Here is a 16981-nt window from a genome sequence, read left to right on the forward strand (position 1 = left end):
GGGCCCTTGGGCGGACACGTGCCCGGTGGCTCAGTGGGGCGGGCCGCCGCTGCCGAACGCGCCGCTGGAGCCGGGGAGCCAGCGCTTGCGGTGCTGGTCCTCGCACCGTTTGCTCGCCGCGTGGTGGAGCTCGTACGGCATGAGCCGCTCGCTCTCCTGGGTCGCGTGCGGCATCTCTTCGGGCTCCCGCACTTCCCTTTCCTCATGGACCGCACCGCCCTCGGGCAGGTGGGGCTGCTCCTCGGGCGTGGGTGGTGCCGGTTCCCGGTCTCGTACGCGCATACCGAGAGACACGGCCCAGATCAGTGCGCCGGATACGATCATTCCGCCGAGAAAGGCGAAGAACACGTTGAGTTGTTCCTGTGATACAGCCAGTACTACATAGCTCGCCGTATTCATGCCATGACCATACCCCCGTTGAATTGGAATGGCTCCCGGAGAATTTTCCAGGAATCTTGAATTCGGCGTTTTCGCGGGTCAGATCCGGTACTCGCGCAGGGCCGGTGTCACCAGCGCCAGGCCGAGGGCGGCAGCGATGACCAGGAGGCCGCCGCCCGCGACGGCCGTGCGCGCGCCGAGGGCCGAGCCGACCGTGCCGTGCAGAACGTCCGCGAGGCGCGGGCCACCGGCGACCACGACCGTGAACACGCCCTGCATCCGGCCGCGCATCTCGTCGGTGGCGGCCGACAGCAGGATCGCGCCCCGGAAGACCATGGAGACCATGTCGGCGACTCCGGCGGCGGCCAGGAAGGCCACGGCCACCCACAGGTTCGTGGTCAGTCCGAGGCCGGTGATGGCCGCGCCCCAGGCGATCACCGCGGCGATGACCATGAGTCCATGGCGGCGGGCGCGGGAGAACGTGCCGGACATCAGGCCGCCGAGCACCGCGCCGACGGGGATCGCCGCGAACAGCAGGCCCAGCGCGAGGCCCTGCCCGTAGGACGCGTACGTCTGCGCGGCGAGCTGGGGGAACAGGGCGCGGGGCATGCCCAGGACCATCGCGATGATGTCGGCGAGGAAGGACAGCAACAGGACCTTGTGCATCGAGATGTAGCGGAAGCCCTCGGCTATCGCCTGCACACCGGTCCGGCTGTTCGCCGCGGTCGTCAGGGGCGGGAGGGCGGGGAGCCGGAAGACCGCCCAGACCGTCACGCACAGGGCCAGGGCGTCGATCAGGTAGAGCTCGGACAGGCCGATGGCGGGGATGAGGGCGCCGGCGAGGAGCGGTCCTGCCACCAGGCCGGTCTGCATGACGGTGGAGCCGAGCGCGTTCGCCGCCGGGAGTTCGTCCGCCGGGACCAGACGGGCGATGGAGGCGCTGCGGGCGGGGGCGTTGAGTCCGAAGAAGGCTTGCTGGAGGGCGAGCAGCGTCATCAGGACGACGACCGAGCCGAGACCGGTGGCGGCCTGGACCCAGAAGAGCACGGAGGTGACGGCCAGACCGGAGTTGGTGATCAGCAGCAGCCTGCGGCGGTCCATGCTGTCGGCGATGGCGCCGCCCCACAGGGCGAAGAGCACGAGCGGCAGGAGTCCGGCGAGGCTCGCGTAACCCACCCACGCCGATGAGCCCGTGATGTCGTAGATCTGCTTGGGTACGGCGACCGCTGTGAGCTGGCTGCCGATGGACGTGACGATGGTGGAGGACCACAGCCGGCGGTAGGCGGGGCGGCGCAGCGGCCGGGTGTCCATCGCCCAGCGGCGCCAGCCCCGGGCCTTGGCGCGCGCCCCCTCCGGCTTGTCGCCCTCCGGTGCCGATTCGTTATCGGTCGTGCTCTCGCTCGTGTCCACGGACTTCCTGACTGTGTCGTACACCTTTCGATTCAGGGTTCACTATCACTGATCCGTCTGTGATCGCGGAGGGCGGGGGCGCTCCCGGTCGGCTCAGGCGCCGGCGATCAGCATGCCGCCCGTCGCGATCATCGTCACCGCCACCAGGGCGTCCAGGACGCGCCAGGAGGAGGGGCGGGACAGGAAGCGGCCGAGCAGTCGGGCGCCGAAGCCGAGCGAGGCGAACCAGCAGAGGCTGGCGAGGGCCGCGCCGAGGCCGAAGGTCCAGCGCAGCGGACCGTGGCCGGCCGCGATCGATCCGAGCAGGAAAACGGTGTCGAGATAGACGTGCGGGTTGAGCCATGTCATCGCCAGACAGGTGAGGACGGCCCGTCTGCGGGATCCCTCCGAGGCTCCTTCCCACTGCATCGCCAAGGGGCGGAGGACCCGCCGGGCGGCCAGGGCGCCATAGCCGAGCAGGAAGGCGCCGCCGATCAGTCCGACCACGGTCAGCGCCCGGGGCCAGGCCACCACGACCGCGCCGACCCCGCCGACGCCGAGCGCGATCAGCGCGGCGTCGGACAGGGCACAGATGCCGACCACGGCGAGCACGGCGTCCCGGCGGATGCCCTGGCGCAGGACGAAGGCGTTCTGTGCGCCGATCGCGACGATGAGGGACAGTCCGGTGCCGAATCCGGCGGCCAGGGCGGTCAGGGCGTTGGTCATGGCACCGACGTTAGGAACCGCTGGACGAAGAGTACAGCTAAAGATTCTTACGTATCATTAGCGGATGTGATGACGGAGCTTCCCCTCGACCAGGTGCGCACGCTGCTTGCCGTCGTGGACGAGGGCACGTTCGACGCGGCCGCGCAGGTTCTGCATGTGACGCCCTCGGCGGTCAGTCAGCGGGTGAAGGCGCTGGAGCAGCGCACCGGGCGGGTGCTGCTGACCCGCACGAAACCGGTACGGCCCACGGAGTCCGGTGAGGTCGTCGTGCGGTTCGCACGCCAGCTCGCCCGCCTGGAGCGGGACGCCCGCGCCGAGCTGGGCATGACCGGAGGCGGGGAGACGACGCGGCTGTCGATCGCGGTGAACGCGGACTCGCTGGCGACCTGGTTCCTGCCGGCGCTCGTCCGCGTGCCCGAGGAGCTGCGGATCGGCTTCGAGCTGCACCGCGAGGACGAGGCGCACACGGCCGCGCTGCTGCGCGAGGGGCGGGTGATGGCCGCGGTGACATCGTCGCCGGATCCGGTGGCGGGCTGCAGCGTGCGCAGTCTGGGGCGGATGCGGTACGTGGCCGTGGCGAGCCCCCGGTTCGTCGCGCGGTGGCTGGGCTCCTGGCCCCGGGTTCCGCTGCGCGAGGTGATCGCCGCCGCGCCCGTCGTCTCCTTCGACCGGCGCGACGACTACCAGGACCGGTTTCTGCGGGGGCTGCGGCTCACCGATGGGGCGGGCACGCGACGGCACTTCGTACCGACGTCGGAAGGTTTCATCGACGCCGTGGCGGCCGGGATGGGGTGGGGCATGGTGCCCGAGCAGCAGGCCGGGCCGCTGCTGCAGGCGGGTCGGCTGGTGCACTTGGCCCCGGACCGGACCTCGGACGTCCCGCTGTACTGGCAGCAGTGGAAGCTGGACTCCCCCGCGCTGGCCGCGGTGGCCGAGGCGGTCGTGGCCACGGCGGCCGATGCTCTCGGCAACGGACCCCGCGCTTGACCCGGCGGCGCCGGGTGTCCTTCTGACAGCCCCTGGAGCAGTTGCCTCACGACGGTCTCGAAGAGCCTCCGGGCGGCAAGGGCCAGGCCTCACCCGGGCCGGCCGTCCGCGGTGGCGCGCTGGTGGCGGGCCAGGGCGTGGCTGATGTCCCGGGTCGCCGGATACAGCCGCAGATACAGGTCGTACAGGTCGTCGTAGCGGGACCGCCGTCGGGCGTCGGGTGCGATGCGCTCGCGCACCGGGTTCCAGTCGTCGATGTCGGCGTCCCCGATCGCACCCGCGGCCAGGAACGCGGCGCCATAGCTCGCGCCGAGCGTGACGGTCCTGATCTCCTGTTCCAGGCCGGTGACATCGGAGACGATACGGGTCCACAGGCCGCCCTGGGTGCCTCCGCCGACGGCGACGACCCGGCGGATGTCGGCTCCGGCGGCGCGCATCGCCTCGACGTTGTGGCGTACACCGAAGGCGGTGGCCTCCAGTGCGGCGCGATAGAGGTCGCCGCGCGTGTGCTCCACGGTCAGACCGGCGATGACTCCGCGCGCGTCCGGGTCGGCGACCGGGGTCCGCTCTCCCGCGAAGTAGGGCAGCATCAGCAGGCCCCTGGCGCCGGGTCCGGACGCCTCGGCCTCGGCGAGGAGCACGGTGTGGTCGGGGGTCCCGAGGAGGTCCCGCAGCCAGTCGGTGATCACACCGGAGGTCGCCATGCCGCCCGCCAGACTGCGCGTTCCCGGCAATGCGCCCACGGTGCTCCACAGTTGGGGCACGAGAAGCCGCTCCGAAACGGTGTTGATCAGGAACATGGTGCTGCCATACATGAGCATCAGGTCGCCAGTGTGCTGTGCACCTACACTGAGCGCCTCCGACCAGGCGTCGATGGTGCCCGTGACGACCGGGATGCCGACTGGGAGCCCGGTGGCGGCGGCCGCGTCGGCCGTGACGTGGCCGGCGATGTCGCCGGGCCAGCGCAGCGGCGGCAGTTCGATGTCCGGCGCGATGCGGCGGGCCCAGGGGCCGTACCAGTCCTGGGCGGTGGAATCGTAGAGCGGTACGGACTGGCTCGCCGAGTGGTGGTCGAGGACGTACGCGCCGGTGAGCCGGTGCACCAGAAAGGAGCTGGGCATGTACAGCCGCCGGGCGCGGGCAGCGACGTCAGGGCGGTGCTCCGCGAGCCAGGCGATCTTGGGGCCGACCGCCTGAGTGGACAGCAGCGACCCGCAGCGACCGAGGACGGCCTCCCGGCCCAGGTCGGCCTCCAGGCGGGCGATCTGGGCCGTGGCTCGTGTGTCCACGCCGTAGAGGATCGCCGGGTGCAGCGGCGTGTCCGTCTCGTCGGCGAGGGCGACGCACGGGCCCATGCCGCTGACGCCGACCGCGTCGACGACAGTGCCGGGCCCGACCAGCTCCCGGGCGAGCGAGGCGAACTCGTCCCACCAGACACGCGCGTCCATCTCCACGTGGCCGGGCCTTGGGCGGCTGACCGCGTGCGGACGGACCGCGGTGCCGAGCACCGTCCCGTCCGCGCCGACCAGCACGCCTTTGCTGCTGGACGTACCAATGTCGACACCAAGCACCGTCATGCGTTCACGTCCTCCGCGTCGAGACCCCCGGGACATCGTTCCCCTCTTGGGGGACGATCACCGGCCGGAACGCAGAAGTCGGCGTCCGCTTCCGGAGTTTCAGACCTCTCCGGGCGCCGCCGTCGCCGGCAAGCCGCAGGGTGAAGACCGAGCCGGCGCCCAGGTCGGACGCCGCCGTGGGCGGAGGCGAGCCGGCGGACGATGGGCAGGCCCAGACCGCTGCCGCGGGTACGTCTGCTGCGGGACTTCTCGGCCCGCCATAACCGGTCGAAGACGTGCGGCAGGTCCCCCGGGACGATGCCGCTGCCCGTGTCGGCCACCTCGAAGACGATCTCCTCCCCGTCGACGCGGGCGGAGTTTGTGATCGTGCCGTCGGCGGGGGTGTGGCGGATCGCGTTGGACACGAGGTTCCCGCGCACCTGCCGCATACGGACCGGATCGGCGTCCAGCCAGAGGCATCCGCCGACCGTGGTGACCAGTCGGATGCCCGCGCTGTCGGCGGCAACGCGGTGGGCCGCGGCGACCTGGGCGAGGAGTTCGTCGGCGCGGACGGGTTCGCGGTGCAGTCGCAGGGTGCCCGCTTCGGCGGCCGCGACGTCAGCCGGTACGGTCCCACCGCCCGCGGATCGATTCCGCTGAGCTGGACCCCCGGCCACCGCTCAAGGACTCGCCCTCGAAGCCGGTGCCGACGACGCTGAAGCCGCTCGAGTGGTCGTACGGCAGCCGGACAGCTCCTGAGGGGCCGCGTCCGGAGTGGTTGCGGAGGGGGAAGGGGACGCGGGCGGCGGCGTGCCCTTGGCCTCGTCGGCGGCGCCAACCGCGCGCTCCATCGTCGTCCCGCCCGCCGCGCACCCGGTCACGAGGAGCACGGTGTGCCGGTGGCAAGTTGTTGCCGTTTCACAACGTCGGTGATCTTGGCGGAGGGGAGTCCTCCGGGACAGGATGCGCGCATGAAGGGTGATCTCTTTTCCAGTGACCACATGGTGCAGCCGGCCATCACACCGGGCATGTCCGTGCAGAACGCCAAGTCCATCCGGTACGTCGTGAACGGCGAGATGCTCGCGCGGCAGGGGGCGATGGTCGCCTACCGCGGGAACCTGCAGTTCGAACGCAAGGGTCAGGGCGTGGGCGGAATGCTCAAGCGGGCGGTCACCGGTGAGGGGCTGCCGCTGATGGCCGTGCGCGGACAGGGCGAGGCGTGGTTCGCGCACGAGGCGCAGAACTGCTTCATCGTGGAGGTCGAGCCGGGCGACGAGTTCACCGTCAACGGGCGCAACGTGCTGTGCTTCGACGCGAGTCTGTCGTACGAGATCCGTACCGTGAAGGGTGCGGGGATCACCGGCGGCGGCCTCTTCAACAGCGTGTTCACCGGGCACGGCAGGCTGGGGCTGATCTGCGAGGGCAATCCGCTCGTCATACCCGTCTCACCGCAGCAGCCGGTGTACGTCGACACCGACGCGGTGGTGGGCTGGACGGCCCGGCTGCACACCTCGTTGAGCCGGTCGCAGTCCATCGGGTCGATGCTGCGCGGCGGTTCGGGCGAGGCCGTGCAGCTGAAGCTGGAGGGCGAGGGGTTCGTGGTCGTACGGCCCAGTGAGCAGACCCCGCAGAAGGAGCACTGACGAGCGGGGCCCCGCCCTGCGGCGGGGCCCCTCCGGGTGGCGGCCCGGTCAGTGGCCGACGGCCGGGGTGTTGGCGGCCGTCACGTCGACGGCGGCCCAGGCCTTGTCGACCGTCCTGTACTCGGTGCTGTTCGCACCGTAGATGTCGGCGGCGGCCTTCAGCGTCGCGGTGCGCACGTCGTGGAAGTCCGTCGTGGAGACCATGTACCGGGTCAGCGCCCGGTAGAAGATCGCCAGGGCCTTCGCGCGCCCGATGCCGGTCACCCGCGAGCCGTCGTAGGTCGGGGAGTCGTACGCCACGCCACCGATCGTCTTCCTGCCGCTGCCCTCGGCCAGCAGGTAGAAGGCGTGCGAGGAGACGCCGGAGCCGGCGTGGACCTCTGTGTCGTGCGTCTGGGCCGACCAGTAGTCGATCGCGCCCTCGAGCCTGTCGAGGGACGGGTGGTCGAGACGGCGCAGGAACTTCTGCCGCAGCCCGAGCTTCTCGCCCATCAGGTAGTTCGGCGGGTTCTGCGGGTTGTTGGCGGCGAACTCGACACCCGAGCCGAAGATGTCCGCGAGCGACTCGTTGAGGGCGCCCGGCTCGCCGATCTGGTTGCCGTGCGTGTCCACATGGGTTTCGAGGCCGGCGGTGGCGTCGACGACGCCGTGGGTCAGCTCGTGACCGGTGACGTCGAGGACGACAAGCGGCTTCTTGAACAGGTCGCCGTCTCCGTCGCCGTAGAGCATGCAGCCGCAGGTGGAGTCCCAGAAGGCGTTGCCGACCTTGTTGCCGAAGTGGACCATCGCGCGGGCACCCGCGCTGTTGTTCTTGATGCCCTTGCGGCCGAAGGTCTTGTTGTAGAAGTCCAGCGTCTTGGTGATGCCGTACTGGGCGTCGACCGCGACGGTGGCACGGTTCGAGGTGACGCCGTTGCCCCACTTGTCGGTGGTGCTGGTGAACTTGGTGCCGCTGGAGAACGTCTCCAGTTCCCGGCCCTTGGCGTCCCGGGTCTCGGTGCCCCAGCGGGTGGGGTCCTTGAGGAGGTAGCTCGTGCGGGCGGTCCGGGTGGTGGTCAGCGGCACCTTGCCGACGAAGAGGGAGGAGCCGGCGCCGCTCGCGGTCGAGGGGTAGCGGGCGGCCGCGGCGCCCGTTCCCGCCGTGAGGCCGGAGAGAGCCGCGCCGCCGTCGGTCCCCGGGGTCGCCGACTCGCCCCGCCTGCGCAGGGCGTCCTGGAGGGCGGGCGAGATGAACTCGTCGCTGTCGGGCGTGTTGCTGCGGATCCGGCCGGTCAGCGCGTCCACGACGACCGTACGGGAGCCGCCGGCCTCGGTGGCGCGGCTGTCCGTGACGCGCACCTGGTAGGCGAGTGCGGAGCCGCCGTCGCGCGCGTCCACGACGAGTTCGGCGGTGCCCGCGTCGCCCTGCGCGGCCGCGGCGGCCTTCTGCTCGGCCTGCGTGGCGGTCAGCTTCGAGTCGGTGGTGGCCGGCTTGACGGAGTGGTCGGCGGCGCGGGTCACGCCCAGGTAGCCGCCCTGCCGGTCGAGGTGGACGACCATGTCGCCGCCGAGCACGGGCATGCCCTGATGGGCGCGGACGAAGCGGACGTGCTGCTTGCCGTCCGGGTCCGTCATGACGTCCTTCGCCTGCAAGGTGTCCCCCCGCGTGACACCAGTGGCGGAGGCGTGGGCGAATGCGGCGGCCCGGGCCGCCTCGACCGGCGAAGAGGCCGCGGCCGCCGCGACGGCGGGCGCGTCGGCGAGCGCCGGGACGACCGGGAGCGTTGCCGCCGTCGTCACGGAGACGGCGACGGCCAGGCTGCGTATGTGGGGTCTACGCACGGAGTTCCTTCGTAGGAGGGCGGTCGGCATCGCCAACCGCCCACAGGCACGGCGCCGTTGGGCGCCGGGGCTGGTCGGGCCCCGTGCGTCACCCTCATCTATGCGACATGTACATGTAAAGCCGGAAGGATTCCTTTTACGCCTTTGAAAGCGATCTCTTTACGAATGTTCACGTCTGCGCGATGGACCGAAGACCAACCGTGCGTCGCGTGAACAGATGCGCGAGAACCCATCAGGGTTGCGTTCACAGCCCGCTCATGGCGTGGATGTGACCGAGGTCGCATCGGGACGTCAGACCGTGCGCCGGGTGAGCGCCGTCAGCAGGACGCGCAGCTCGGCGGCCGGGCGCGGGGAGGACGGAACGGAGTCCAGGAGGGCGTCGGCGGCGGAGAGATGCCGGCGCGCCTCGCGCAGGGCCGCCGCACGGCCGCCCGCCTCCGCAACGAGGGCGGCGGCCCGGCGTATGCCGATGTCGTCGCGGGCGGCGAGCAGTTCGGCCAGTTCCGGGCCACAGGGAGTGTCCAGGGCGGCGAGAACGGGGAAGGTCTTCTTGCCCTGGCGCAGATCGCCGTGCACGGGCTTGCCGGTGGCCTCGGGATCTCCCCAGATGCCCAGCAGGTCGTCGACGATCTGGAACGCCACACCGAGGTGGCGGCCGGCCCGGTCGAGCGCGGAGGCCGTCTCGTCCGCGGCGCCGCCGAGATGGGCACCCAGAGCGAGGGCGCAGCCGAGCAGCGCTCCCGTCTTCTGCTCGGCCATCGTCTCGTACTCCCCCACGGTCACCGACTCGGGGCCCGTCCACGGACGGTGTGCGAACAGCAGGTCGTCCGCCTGGCCGTGCACCAGGTCACCAAGAGCGGAGGACAGCCGGCGCACGGCCCCCGGGGCGGTGCTCAGTGTCTCCACCGCGAGGGCGAACAGCGCGTCGCCCGCGAGGACGGCGGGGCCGGTGCCGTACGCCTTCCACAGGGCGGGGCGACCACGGCGGAGGGCGTCCCCGTCCATGATGTCGTCGTGCAACAGGGAGAAGGTGTGCACGAGTTCGACGGCGACGGCGGCCGGTATGCCGGCCTCGGCGGACGCGCCGGTCAGTTCGGCGCCGAGTACGGCGAGCGCCTGGCGTACACCCTTGCCCTGACGGTGGGCGGCGTCCGTCCCGTGGCGGCCGAGCGCGTAGTCGCTCATCTCGGCGACCCAGGGGTGCAGGGTGGCGATCGCATCGGCGAGGGCGGGGGCGACGAGGTCCCGGGCGCGGTGCAGGATGCGTCCAGCGTCGAGGTCGGTCCGCGGGGAGCCGAGGACGTCGGCTGTGGCGGGGACGGTCATCGTCCGGCCCCCTCCACCGACGCGAGCCCGAGTTCCTCGTACGCCCGCAGGACCATCTCACGGCCGTGCCGCAGTCCGATCCCGTCGAATGTGCGGGCGAGCTCGTCGAGGTCGGCGATGGTCTCGGCGCGGTCGCGGCCCAGCCGGGCCAGCGACTTGACGAGGCCGAGGCGGGCGAGAGCCCTTCCGCGCGGCTCGCCCATCCCGTCGAACTCCCCGAGCGCCTGGGCGTAGACGTCGCGGGACTCCCCGTGGCGTCCGGCTCGGTACAGGACGTTGCCGCGCATCTTGTGGTTGTAGGCGAGCGCCCCGGCGAGGTTCATCTCCCGGCAGCCGACCTCGGCCTCGGCGAGCAGCTCCAGGGCACGCTCGGTGTCCCCGTCCCGTACGGAGAGGATGTCGGCGAGACCGCGCAGGGCCCAGGCGTGACCGCGGCGGTCGTCGGCACCTGCGGCGATCTCGGCCGCCTCCTCGAACATGGCGTACGCGGTGTCGTACGAGCCGGTGTTGCGGTGTATCTGGGCGATGCCCTCCAGCGCCCAGACGGTGTGGCGGGCCTCGCCGCGGCGGCGGGCCTCGGCCAGGAGCTGTTCGTGCAGCGCGGTCACGGCCTCGTAGTCGCCCTGGATGCGTCCGGTCTCGGCCATTCCCGCGAGCGAATATCCGCGGACGACGACATCCCCGGCCCGCTCGCCGAGTTCGGCGGCGAGCCGCAGCAACCGCCAGGCCAGCGGCAGGGCGCCGCGCTGCCGGGCCAGCGTGCCGCCGCTCCACAGGGCCCAGGCCATCGCCCCGGTGTCGTCGGCCTCTCGCGCGGTGCGGTAGCTCGCCTTCCATGCCCGGTCCGCGTCGGCGACCTGGCCGAGCCTGCGGTGCGCCTCGGCGACCGCCAGTCCCGAGCGCGCGGCCTCCTCCCGGGCACCGGCGCGCTCGGCGGCGCGCAGCCGCTCGGTGCCTGCGGCCAGGACGTCCGTGAGTGAGGAGTTCACCGAGAGGGAGGTCAGAGCGCCCTGATACTCCGGGGCGAAGGCCTTGCCGTACATGAATTCCTTTCGGTCTGCCGCCGACCGGGCGCGGCTGGGCGCTGGCCGGCGGGTGCTGGCTGTCGGCGACGGGAGGCACTGCGGCCGACCAGCTATACACACCGCGTATACACGCCTCGTATACACAGAATCTATACATGGTGCGTATAGCACATCGGACATCCGCCCGGGAGTTCATTCCAGTGATCGGTTGCGCCACCCGCCCGTTATTGATCAGGACGTCACGCACATCTCCAAGGTTGCTTCGCAGCAAAGGAGTTGACATGCGCCACAAGAGGACCGAGCATCCCTCGCCTCACAGGGGAACACATTTTCGAATAACGAGGTACGCTGCCTGTATGGCCACGCACCTCCAGGGCTCCCTGTTCGACCAGACCGACGACCTCCGGCTCGGCCCGCTCGAGGGGCTGCGGCGGACCCGGCTCGGGGCCGGGGCATGGATCGATCTGCTGCCGGGCTGGCTCAGCGGCGCCGACGCGCTGTTCGAGAAACTGGCCGCCGAGGTGCCGTGGCACGCCGAGCGACGCCAGATGTACGAGCAGATGGTGGACGTTCCCCGGCTGCTCGCGTACTACCACGCCGACGAGCCGCTGCCGCACCCCGTCCTCACTGAAGCGCGCGACGCTCTGTCCGCGCACTACGCGACGGAGCTGGGGGAACCCTTCGTGACGGCCGGGCTCTGCTACTACCGGGACGGCCGCGACAGCGTGGCCTGGCACGGGGACCGGATCGGCCGGGGCGCGGTCGAGGACACCATGGTCGCCATCCTCTCCGTGGGCGCGCCCCGCGATCTGGCGCTCCGGCCGCGCGGCGGCGGACATGCCGTCAGGCGCCCGCTCGGGCACGGCGACCTGATCGTGATGGGCGGCTCCTGCCAGCGGACCTGGGAGCACGCGATCCCCAAGAGCACACGGGCCACCGGGCCCCGGATCAGCATCCAGTTCCGGCCACAGGGTGTGAACTGACCCGGGTCAGAGGGTCAGCTGCGCCTGTACGGCCGGTGCGTAGCGCTCGACGATGTCGTCGAGGTCGGTGGCACGCACGTGTGTGCCCCGTGCGATGCCGAACATCACCCCCAGGCCCAGCAGGGTGCCCACCGCGAGTTCCGCGCGCAGACCCGCGTCGGGTCCTGACAGGCGTGCGGCGAGGCGGTCGCTGACCTGAGTGCGGAAGTTGGCGCGCAGGATGTCGCCCTGTTCGCCGTGCAGGGGCGCGAACACGATGCGCAGAAGAGGGTCGGCGCCCTGTTCGGTCTGGCTCACCAGGACATGGCGGACCATGTGCCGGCCGAGGTCCGCCAGTGGTGCGTCCAGGAGTGCGGCGGCGTCCGTCTCGAAGGACATGACCTGGGAGAAGAGCGTGTCCTTGTTGCCGAAGTACTTCAGGATCAGCGGTGGACTGACGCCCGCCTGGTCGGCGACCGCCTTGAGGGTGATGTCCGCGTGGGCGTGCCGGGCGAGCAGATGGCGGGCGGCGCGGAGGATGGCGGCCTTGGTCGCCTCGGCGTCACGGCGGGCGGGGGCCGAGGCCGTGCCGGTGGCGGATGAGGTGGTCACGACGCTCATGCTCCTTCCAGCGCCTCGTCGTGGGACGCCTTTGTACGCCCGCGGGCCCGACGGGTGCCGCCGGAAGCATTGTCCCCGGGGATGGCGAGGGCGGTGGCACAGGCCGCCAGGGCGACCGTGCCCGCCATCGTGAACGCCAGCAGATAGCCGTGGAGCGTGGGTACGGGGGCGCCGGTGACGACGCTGGAATGGTGGACCAGGACCGCGGCGACAGCGGCGCTGCACACGGCCTGGCCGATTGTGCGCATCAGGACGTTCACGCCGTTCGCGGAGGCGGTCTGCCCGGCCGGTACGGCGCGCAGGATCAGTGTGGGCAGCGCCGAGTAGGCGAGGGTCGTACCGGTCGCCACGACCGACGCGCCCACGATGATCATCCACAGCTGGTGGCTGTCCGCGATGCGCACGGCGTAGCCGACGGCGAGGACGGCCGCGCCCAGGGCGAGGGTGACGCGCGGGCCGCGGGCCGCCGAGATCCGGGCCGAGACCGGCGAGAACAGCAGCATGATCACGCCCCCGGGCAGCAGACACAGACCGCTGGCCACAACGGACAGCCCGAGCCCGTAGCCGGTGGCCTTCGGGGCCTGGACGAGCTGTGCCGTCACGAGGGTGTTGGCGTAGAAGCCGAAGCCGACCAGAAGCGCGGTGAGGTGGGGCAGCGCGACGCGCGGCCGGAACGCCAGCCGCAGGTCGACGAGGGGCCGCCCGGCGCGCAGCTGCTGCAGGCACCACAGCGTCAGGATCAGGGCACAGCCCGCGAACAGGCCCAGGATCCGCGTGCTCCCCCACCCCCACTGTCCACCCTGTGACACGCCGAGCAGCAGGCAGGCGAGCCCGGCGGCGAGCCCCAGCGCGCCGAGGACGTCGAAGCGGCCCGGAGCGCGGACGGGCGACTCTCGCACCGCCCACCAGGCGAGGACGAGACCGAGGGCGCCCAGTCCACTGGTCACCCAGAACATGGCGTGCCAGTTGACGTACTGGATGACGAGCGCGGCGAGCGGCAGGCCGAGCGCCGCGCCGATACCGACGGTGGAGCTCATGAGCGCGACCGCGGATCCGGTGCGTTCGGGCGGCAGTTCGTCGCGCAGGATGCTGATCGACAGCGGGACGACCGCGGCCGCCGCGCCCTGGAGGGCGCGCGCGGTGATGAGCACACCGATGTCGGACGAGAGCGCGCAGAGCACCGAGCCCAGCGTCATCAGCCCGAGGGCGGTCACCAGCACGCGCCGCTTGCCGTACATGTCGCCCGCCCGGCCGAGCACCGGGGTGAGCACCGCGCCGGACAGCAGTGTGGCGGTGACCATCCAGGAGACGGTGCCCGCGGATGCGCCGGTGAGCCGGGGCAGAGCGGGCAGCAGAGGCACGACGACCGTCTGCATGACGGCCATGAGAATGCCGCCGAAGGCCAGCACCGGGACCGTCAGCCGGTCCCGCACTCCCGGCCGTCCGACCGGCCCGACAGAGGGCTGGGGCCGGTCGGACGGGGCGGGTATCGGGGCCATGGGTGCTCCAACGGTCGGCGACTGTCACCGCGGACAAGCGAGGTGAATTGTTATTCACCATAGCGAGTGAATGGCAATTCACCCAGGCGGCCGCGTTGGACCTCTGACGCGCGGCGGCAGCCGCCTGCGGCTCCTCCGGGCGGAGCCGCAGGCGGCAGTTCGCGTCAGTCGGGCGGAGCCGCAGGCGGCAGTTCGCGTCAGTCGGGCGGAGCCGCAGGCGGCAGTTCGCGTCAGTTCTCGGACGTGAGCCGCGCCACGAGCCGGAGGCGCACGGCGAAAGATCCTCCTCGGGAAGTCCCCAACGGGGTGGAATTTCCCCGTCCGGCATGCGCACGGCGCCCCTCACGGCAAGATCATCTTCGTTCAAGTTTGTAGGACATGTAGGCAATTGTCCTGATCGTAGCCAACCCGCCGTCCGCGATTTCCCGAGCCCGCCGGCCGACGGATAGGCAGGACGGGTCATCAACCCGCCGCGATCCAGAAGGACTTCGCATGCCCGAAATCACCCGGCGCCGTGCCCTGGCGGCCGGAGCCGCCGTCGCCGCCGCAGCCGGCCTCCAGGCGCAGACAGCCCCGGCCTCCGCAGCCACCCCGCCTTCTCCCTCCGCGCCTTCCGGCCATGACCACGGGGGTTCCGGCCATGACCACGGGGGTCCCGAGTCCTTCGACGAGGTCTATCTGGGCCGCCGGATACAGGGCCGCCCGACCGCCGGCGGACACCACCACGGCTCCGGGTACGGCGTGTTCATCGACGGGGTCGAGCTGCATGTGATGCGCAACGCGGACGGCAGCTGGATCAGCGTCGTCAGCCACTACGCCCCGGTCCCGAGCCCCCGCGCCGCCGCCCGCGCCGCCGTCGTGGAGCTGCAGGGCGCCCCGCTCGTCCCCCTCAACTGACCACCCGCACACGGAAGTTCCGGAGTCACCCGCACATGACCGTACGCAAGAACCAGGCGAACCTCACTGCCGACGAGAAGCTGCGGCTGGTCGCCGCGTTCGTGGAGCTCAAGCGCAGTGGCCGCTACGACGCCTTCGTCACGACCCACAACGGCTTCATCACCGGCGACACCGATACCGGTGAACGGACGGGTCACCGCTCGCCGTCGTTCCTGCCCTGGCACCGCAGATTCCTGATCGAGTTCGAGCGGGCGCTCCAGTCCGTCGACTCATCGGTCGCGCTGCCGTACTGGGACTGGACGGCCGATCGCTCTCCGCGCTCCTCACTGTGGGCGCCGGACTTCCTCGGCGGCAACGGGCGCACCAGGGACGGCCGGGTGATGGACGGGCCGTTCGCCGCTGCCGGGGGTAACTGGCCGATCACCGTGCGCGTGGACGGCCGTACGTATCTGCGACGCTCGCTCGGCGACGGGGGACTCGAACTGCCGACGCGGGCCGAGGTCGACTCGGTGCTCGCGCTGTCCACGTACGACATGGCTCCCTGGAACAGCGCCTCGGACGGTTTCCGCAACCATCTCGAAGGGTGGCGGGGCGTCAACCTGCACAATCGCGTCCATGTGTGGGTGGGCGGCCAGATGGCCACCGGGGTCTCCCCCAACGATCCGGTCTTCTGGCTGCACCACGCCTTCATAGACAAGCTGTGGGCCCAGTGGCAGCGCCGGCACCCGGCCTCCGGGTATCTGCCGGTGGGCGGCACTCCGGACGTCGTCGACCTCAACGAACCGATGAAGCCGTGGAACGACGTGCGCCCCGCGGATCTGCTGGATCACAGGGCGTACTACACGTTCGACGCCGACTGAGGCCGCGCCGGTGGCGTCGGCCGCGGCTCAGCGCGCGGCCGACGCCCAGGGACCGACGCCGCCGACTCGTTCGACGGAGTAGCGCACGATGTAGCCGGGTCCCTTCGGCGCCGGGAACTCGGCGTCGGGGGACATATAGACCTTGGCCAGGCGGTTGAGCAGGTCCCATGTGCCGTCGCTCGGCTGCACGGTGGCCCGCGCCCGCAGCACCGCGTACTCGTTCAGGAGGACGCCGGGTACCCGCGGCGCGTCGAAGGACAACACGACCCGCGGGTCCCGCTCGATGTTGCGCAGCTTCACATGCCGCGCCATATGACCGCTGACGACCTCGTCGCCGTCGAGCCCGATCCAGATGACGGTCACCTGCGGGCTCCCGTCCGGGTTGATGGTGCTCAGGTGAGCCATGGGGCCGGATTCGATCAGGTCCCGCAGTTCCCGCGGCAGAGGGCTGTTCCGGTTCGTCACGTCCACTCAACGAGAGTGGCGGCCGGAAGGACACGCCCGCCACGCCGAGCCGAGCCGAAAGGCAGGCCCTAGTCGTCGCCGGCCGTGCGGCACTCCGGGTGGCCCCAGCCCTGTGCGTTCTTGGCGATCGGGTCGCCCGCCGCGTACGAGCGGCCGCAGACGCAGCGGCCCGGGAACTTCGCCTTGATCGTACGGCTGGTGGTGCGCTTGCGGGCGGGTGCGCCCCGGCGGGCCGGGGCGGCGGCCGGGGCGGCCGACGGTGGCGGCTCCGGGGAGCCCAAGGCGCTGCCCGCCGGTTCCTGGACGCTGGCCGCCTGGCTGGCGGCGCGGTCCGCGAAGTCGTTGAGGCGGTCGCCGTCGGCCTGGTGCGCGGGAACGTAGCGGAACTTCACCTCACGGCCGTCCAGCAGCTCGTCGATGCGCACGACCAGGTCCTGGTTGGCGACGGGCTTTCCGGCTGCGGTCTTCCAGCCGTTGCGCTTCCAGTTGGGCAGCCAGGTGGTGACGGCCTTCATCGCGTACTGGGAGTCCATCCGGATCTCCAGCGGGACGTCCCGCTCGACCGCGGCCAACAGACGTTCCAGCGCGGTGAGTTCGGCGACGTTGTTGGTGGCCTTGCCCAGCGGGCCGGCCTCCCAGCGGCTGGGGATCTCGTCGTCGTCGGCGACGACCCAGGCCCATCCGGCAGGTCCGGGGTTCCCCTTCGAAGCCCCGTCGCAGGCGGCCACAACACGTTCAGGCATGCCTCTGATCATGCCACGCTCCGGCCACGCCTCCGGGTCCGGGTCGGGCGCCTTCACTGTCGAGGAGGCGCAGCCCGAGCGCT

Annotated in this window: 17 protein-coding genes; 5 read left to right on the forward strand and 12 right to left on the reverse strand. The window is 71.4% G+C overall.

Features of this window, described 5'->3' with window-relative positions:
• Nucleotides 1-30: 30 nt before the first annotated feature.
• From ABT186_RS07155 to ABT186_RS07165, 3 genes are all read right to left on the reverse strand, one after another.
• The gene (locus ABT186_RS07155) at nucleotides 31-399 is read right to left on the reverse strand and encodes a DUF6479 family protein (protein WP_351228906.1); all 369 of its coding nucleotides are present in this window, start codon (nucleotides 397-399) and stop codon (nucleotides 31-33) included.
• 78 nt (nucleotides 400-477) lie between these two features.
• Nucleotides 478-1788: an MFS transporter gene (locus tag ABT186_RS07160; RefSeq protein WP_351923981.1), complete on the reverse strand. Its 1311-nt coding sequence runs from the start codon at nucleotides 1786-1788 to the stop codon at nucleotides 478-480.
• Nucleotides 1789-1881: 93 nt separating this feature from the next.
• The gene (locus ABT186_RS07165) at nucleotides 1882-2493 is read right to left on the reverse strand and encodes a LysE/ArgO family amino acid transporter (protein ID WP_351228904.1); all 612 of its coding nucleotides are present in this window, start codon (nucleotides 2491-2493) and stop codon (nucleotides 1882-1884) included.
• Between the two features lie 66 nt (nucleotides 2494-2559).
• Between ABT186_RS07165 and ABT186_RS07170 the strand changes: the two genes are divergently transcribed.
• Nucleotides 2560-3480, forward strand: coding sequence for a LysR family transcriptional regulator ArgP (locus ABT186_RS07170; protein WP_351228902.1), 921 nt, complete (start codon nucleotides 2560-2562; stop codon nucleotides 3478-3480).
• A gap of 89 nt (nucleotides 3481-3569) precedes the next feature.
• Here the strand turns inward: ABT186_RS07170 and ABT186_RS07175 are convergent, their stop codons facing one another.
• Entirely contained in the window at nucleotides 3570-5057 is a 1488-nt protein-coding gene (locus ABT186_RS07175) for an FGGY-family carbohydrate kinase (RefSeq protein WP_351923983.1), read from the reverse strand.
• On the reverse strand, nucleotides 5054-5713 hold the full coding sequence (locus ABT186_RS07180) for a sensor histidine kinase (RefSeq protein ID WP_502973150.1): 660 nt from the start codon (nucleotides 5711-5713) through the stop codon (nucleotides 5054-5056). The genes ABT186_RS07175 and ABT186_RS07180 overlap by 4 nt, the downstream gene beginning before the upstream one ends.
• Nucleotides 5714-6007: 294 nt before the next feature.
• Between ABT186_RS07180 and ABT186_RS07185 the strand changes: the two genes are divergently transcribed.
• Nucleotides 6008-6679: an AIM24 family protein gene (locus ABT186_RS07185; RefSeq protein ID WP_351923985.1), complete on the forward strand. Its 672-nt coding sequence runs from the start codon at nucleotides 6008-6010 to the stop codon at nucleotides 6677-6679.
• Between the two features lie 48 nt (nucleotides 6680-6727).
• Here ABT186_RS07185 and ABT186_RS07190 read toward each other — a convergent pair whose 3' ends face one another.
• The 3 genes from ABT186_RS07190 to ABT186_RS07200 all read right to left on the reverse strand — a co-directional run bounded on the left by ABT186_RS07190 (nucleotide 6728) and on the right by ABT186_RS07200 (nucleotide 10869).
• Nucleotides 6728-8500, reverse strand: a complete 1773-nt coding sequence (locus ABT186_RS07190) for a M4 family metallopeptidase (protein WP_351923987.1) — start codon at nucleotides 8498-8500, stop codon at nucleotides 6728-6730.
• 291 nt (nucleotides 8501-8791) lie between these two features.
• The gene (locus ABT186_RS07195) at nucleotides 8792-9826 is read right to left on the reverse strand and encodes a polyprenyl synthetase family protein (protein ID WP_351228895.1); all 1035 of its coding nucleotides are present in this window, start codon (nucleotides 9824-9826) and stop codon (nucleotides 8792-8794) included.
• Nucleotides 9823-10869 carry a tetratricopeptide repeat protein gene (locus ABT186_RS07200; protein ID WP_351923988.1) on the reverse strand — a complete coding sequence of 349 codons (1047 nt, stop codon included), beginning with the start codon at nucleotides 10867-10869 and terminating at the stop codon, nucleotides 9823-9825. The genes ABT186_RS07195 and ABT186_RS07200 overlap by 4 nt, the downstream gene beginning before the upstream one ends.
• A gap of 338 nt (nucleotides 10870-11207) precedes the next feature.
• Between ABT186_RS07200 and ABT186_RS07205 the strand changes: the two genes are divergently transcribed.
• Nucleotides 11208-11834, forward strand: a complete 627-nt coding sequence (locus tag ABT186_RS07205) for an alpha-ketoglutarate-dependent dioxygenase AlkB (protein WP_351228891.1) — start codon at nucleotides 11208-11210, stop codon at nucleotides 11832-11834.
• Nucleotides 11835-11840: 6 nt separating this feature from the next.
• Here the strand turns inward: ABT186_RS07205 and ABT186_RS07210 are convergent, their stop codons facing one another.
• Together ABT186_RS07210 and ABT186_RS07215 are read right to left on the reverse strand one after the other, a co-directional pair.
• Nucleotides 11841-12434 (reverse strand): TetR/AcrR family transcriptional regulator, encoded by a 594-nt coding sequence (locus ABT186_RS07210; protein WP_351923990.1) that lies wholly within the window; start codon nucleotides 12432-12434, stop codon nucleotides 11841-11843.
• A complete protein-coding gene (locus tag ABT186_RS07215; RefSeq protein ID WP_351923992.1) occupies nucleotides 12431-13933 on the reverse strand; it encodes an MFS transporter in 1503 nt (500 codons plus the stop codon). Before ABT186_RS07215 ends, ABT186_RS07210 begins: the two co-directional genes overlap by 4 nt.
• A gap of 492 nt (nucleotides 13934-14425) precedes the next feature.
• Here ABT186_RS07215 and melC1 point away from each other — a divergent pair, with 492 nt between their 5' ends.
• Nucleotides 14426-14830 (forward strand): apotyrosinase chaperone MelC1, encoded by a 405-nt coding sequence (gene melC1 / locus ABT186_RS07220; protein ID WP_351237060.1) that lies wholly within the window; start codon nucleotides 14426-14428, stop codon nucleotides 14828-14830.
• A 35-nt stretch (nucleotides 14831-14865) separates the two neighbouring features.
• Nucleotides 14866-15690, forward strand: a complete 825-nt coding sequence (melC2, locus tag ABT186_RS07225; protein ID WP_351923994.1) for a tyrosinase MelC2 — start codon at nucleotides 14866-14868, stop codon at nucleotides 15688-15690.
• 27 nt (nucleotides 15691-15717) lie between these two features.
• On the opposite strand, the gene ABT186_RS07230 is transcribed toward melC2, so the two are convergent.
• Entirely contained in the window at nucleotides 15718-16161 is a 444-nt protein-coding gene (locus ABT186_RS07230) for a PPOX class F420-dependent oxidoreductase (RefSeq protein ID WP_351237056.1), read from the reverse strand.
• 62 nt (nucleotides 16162-16223) lie between these two features.
• Nucleotides 16224-16910, reverse strand: a complete 687-nt coding sequence (locus ABT186_RS07235; protein ID WP_351237054.1) for a ribonuclease H family protein — start codon at nucleotides 16908-16910, stop codon at nucleotides 16224-16226.
• Nucleotides 16911-16981: the final 71 nt, after the last annotated feature.

The organism is Streptomyces sp. NPDC001634 (assembly GCF_040298185.1).
Taxonomy (GTDB): domain Bacteria; phylum Actinomycetota; class Actinomycetes; order Streptomycetales; family Streptomycetaceae; genus Streptomyces.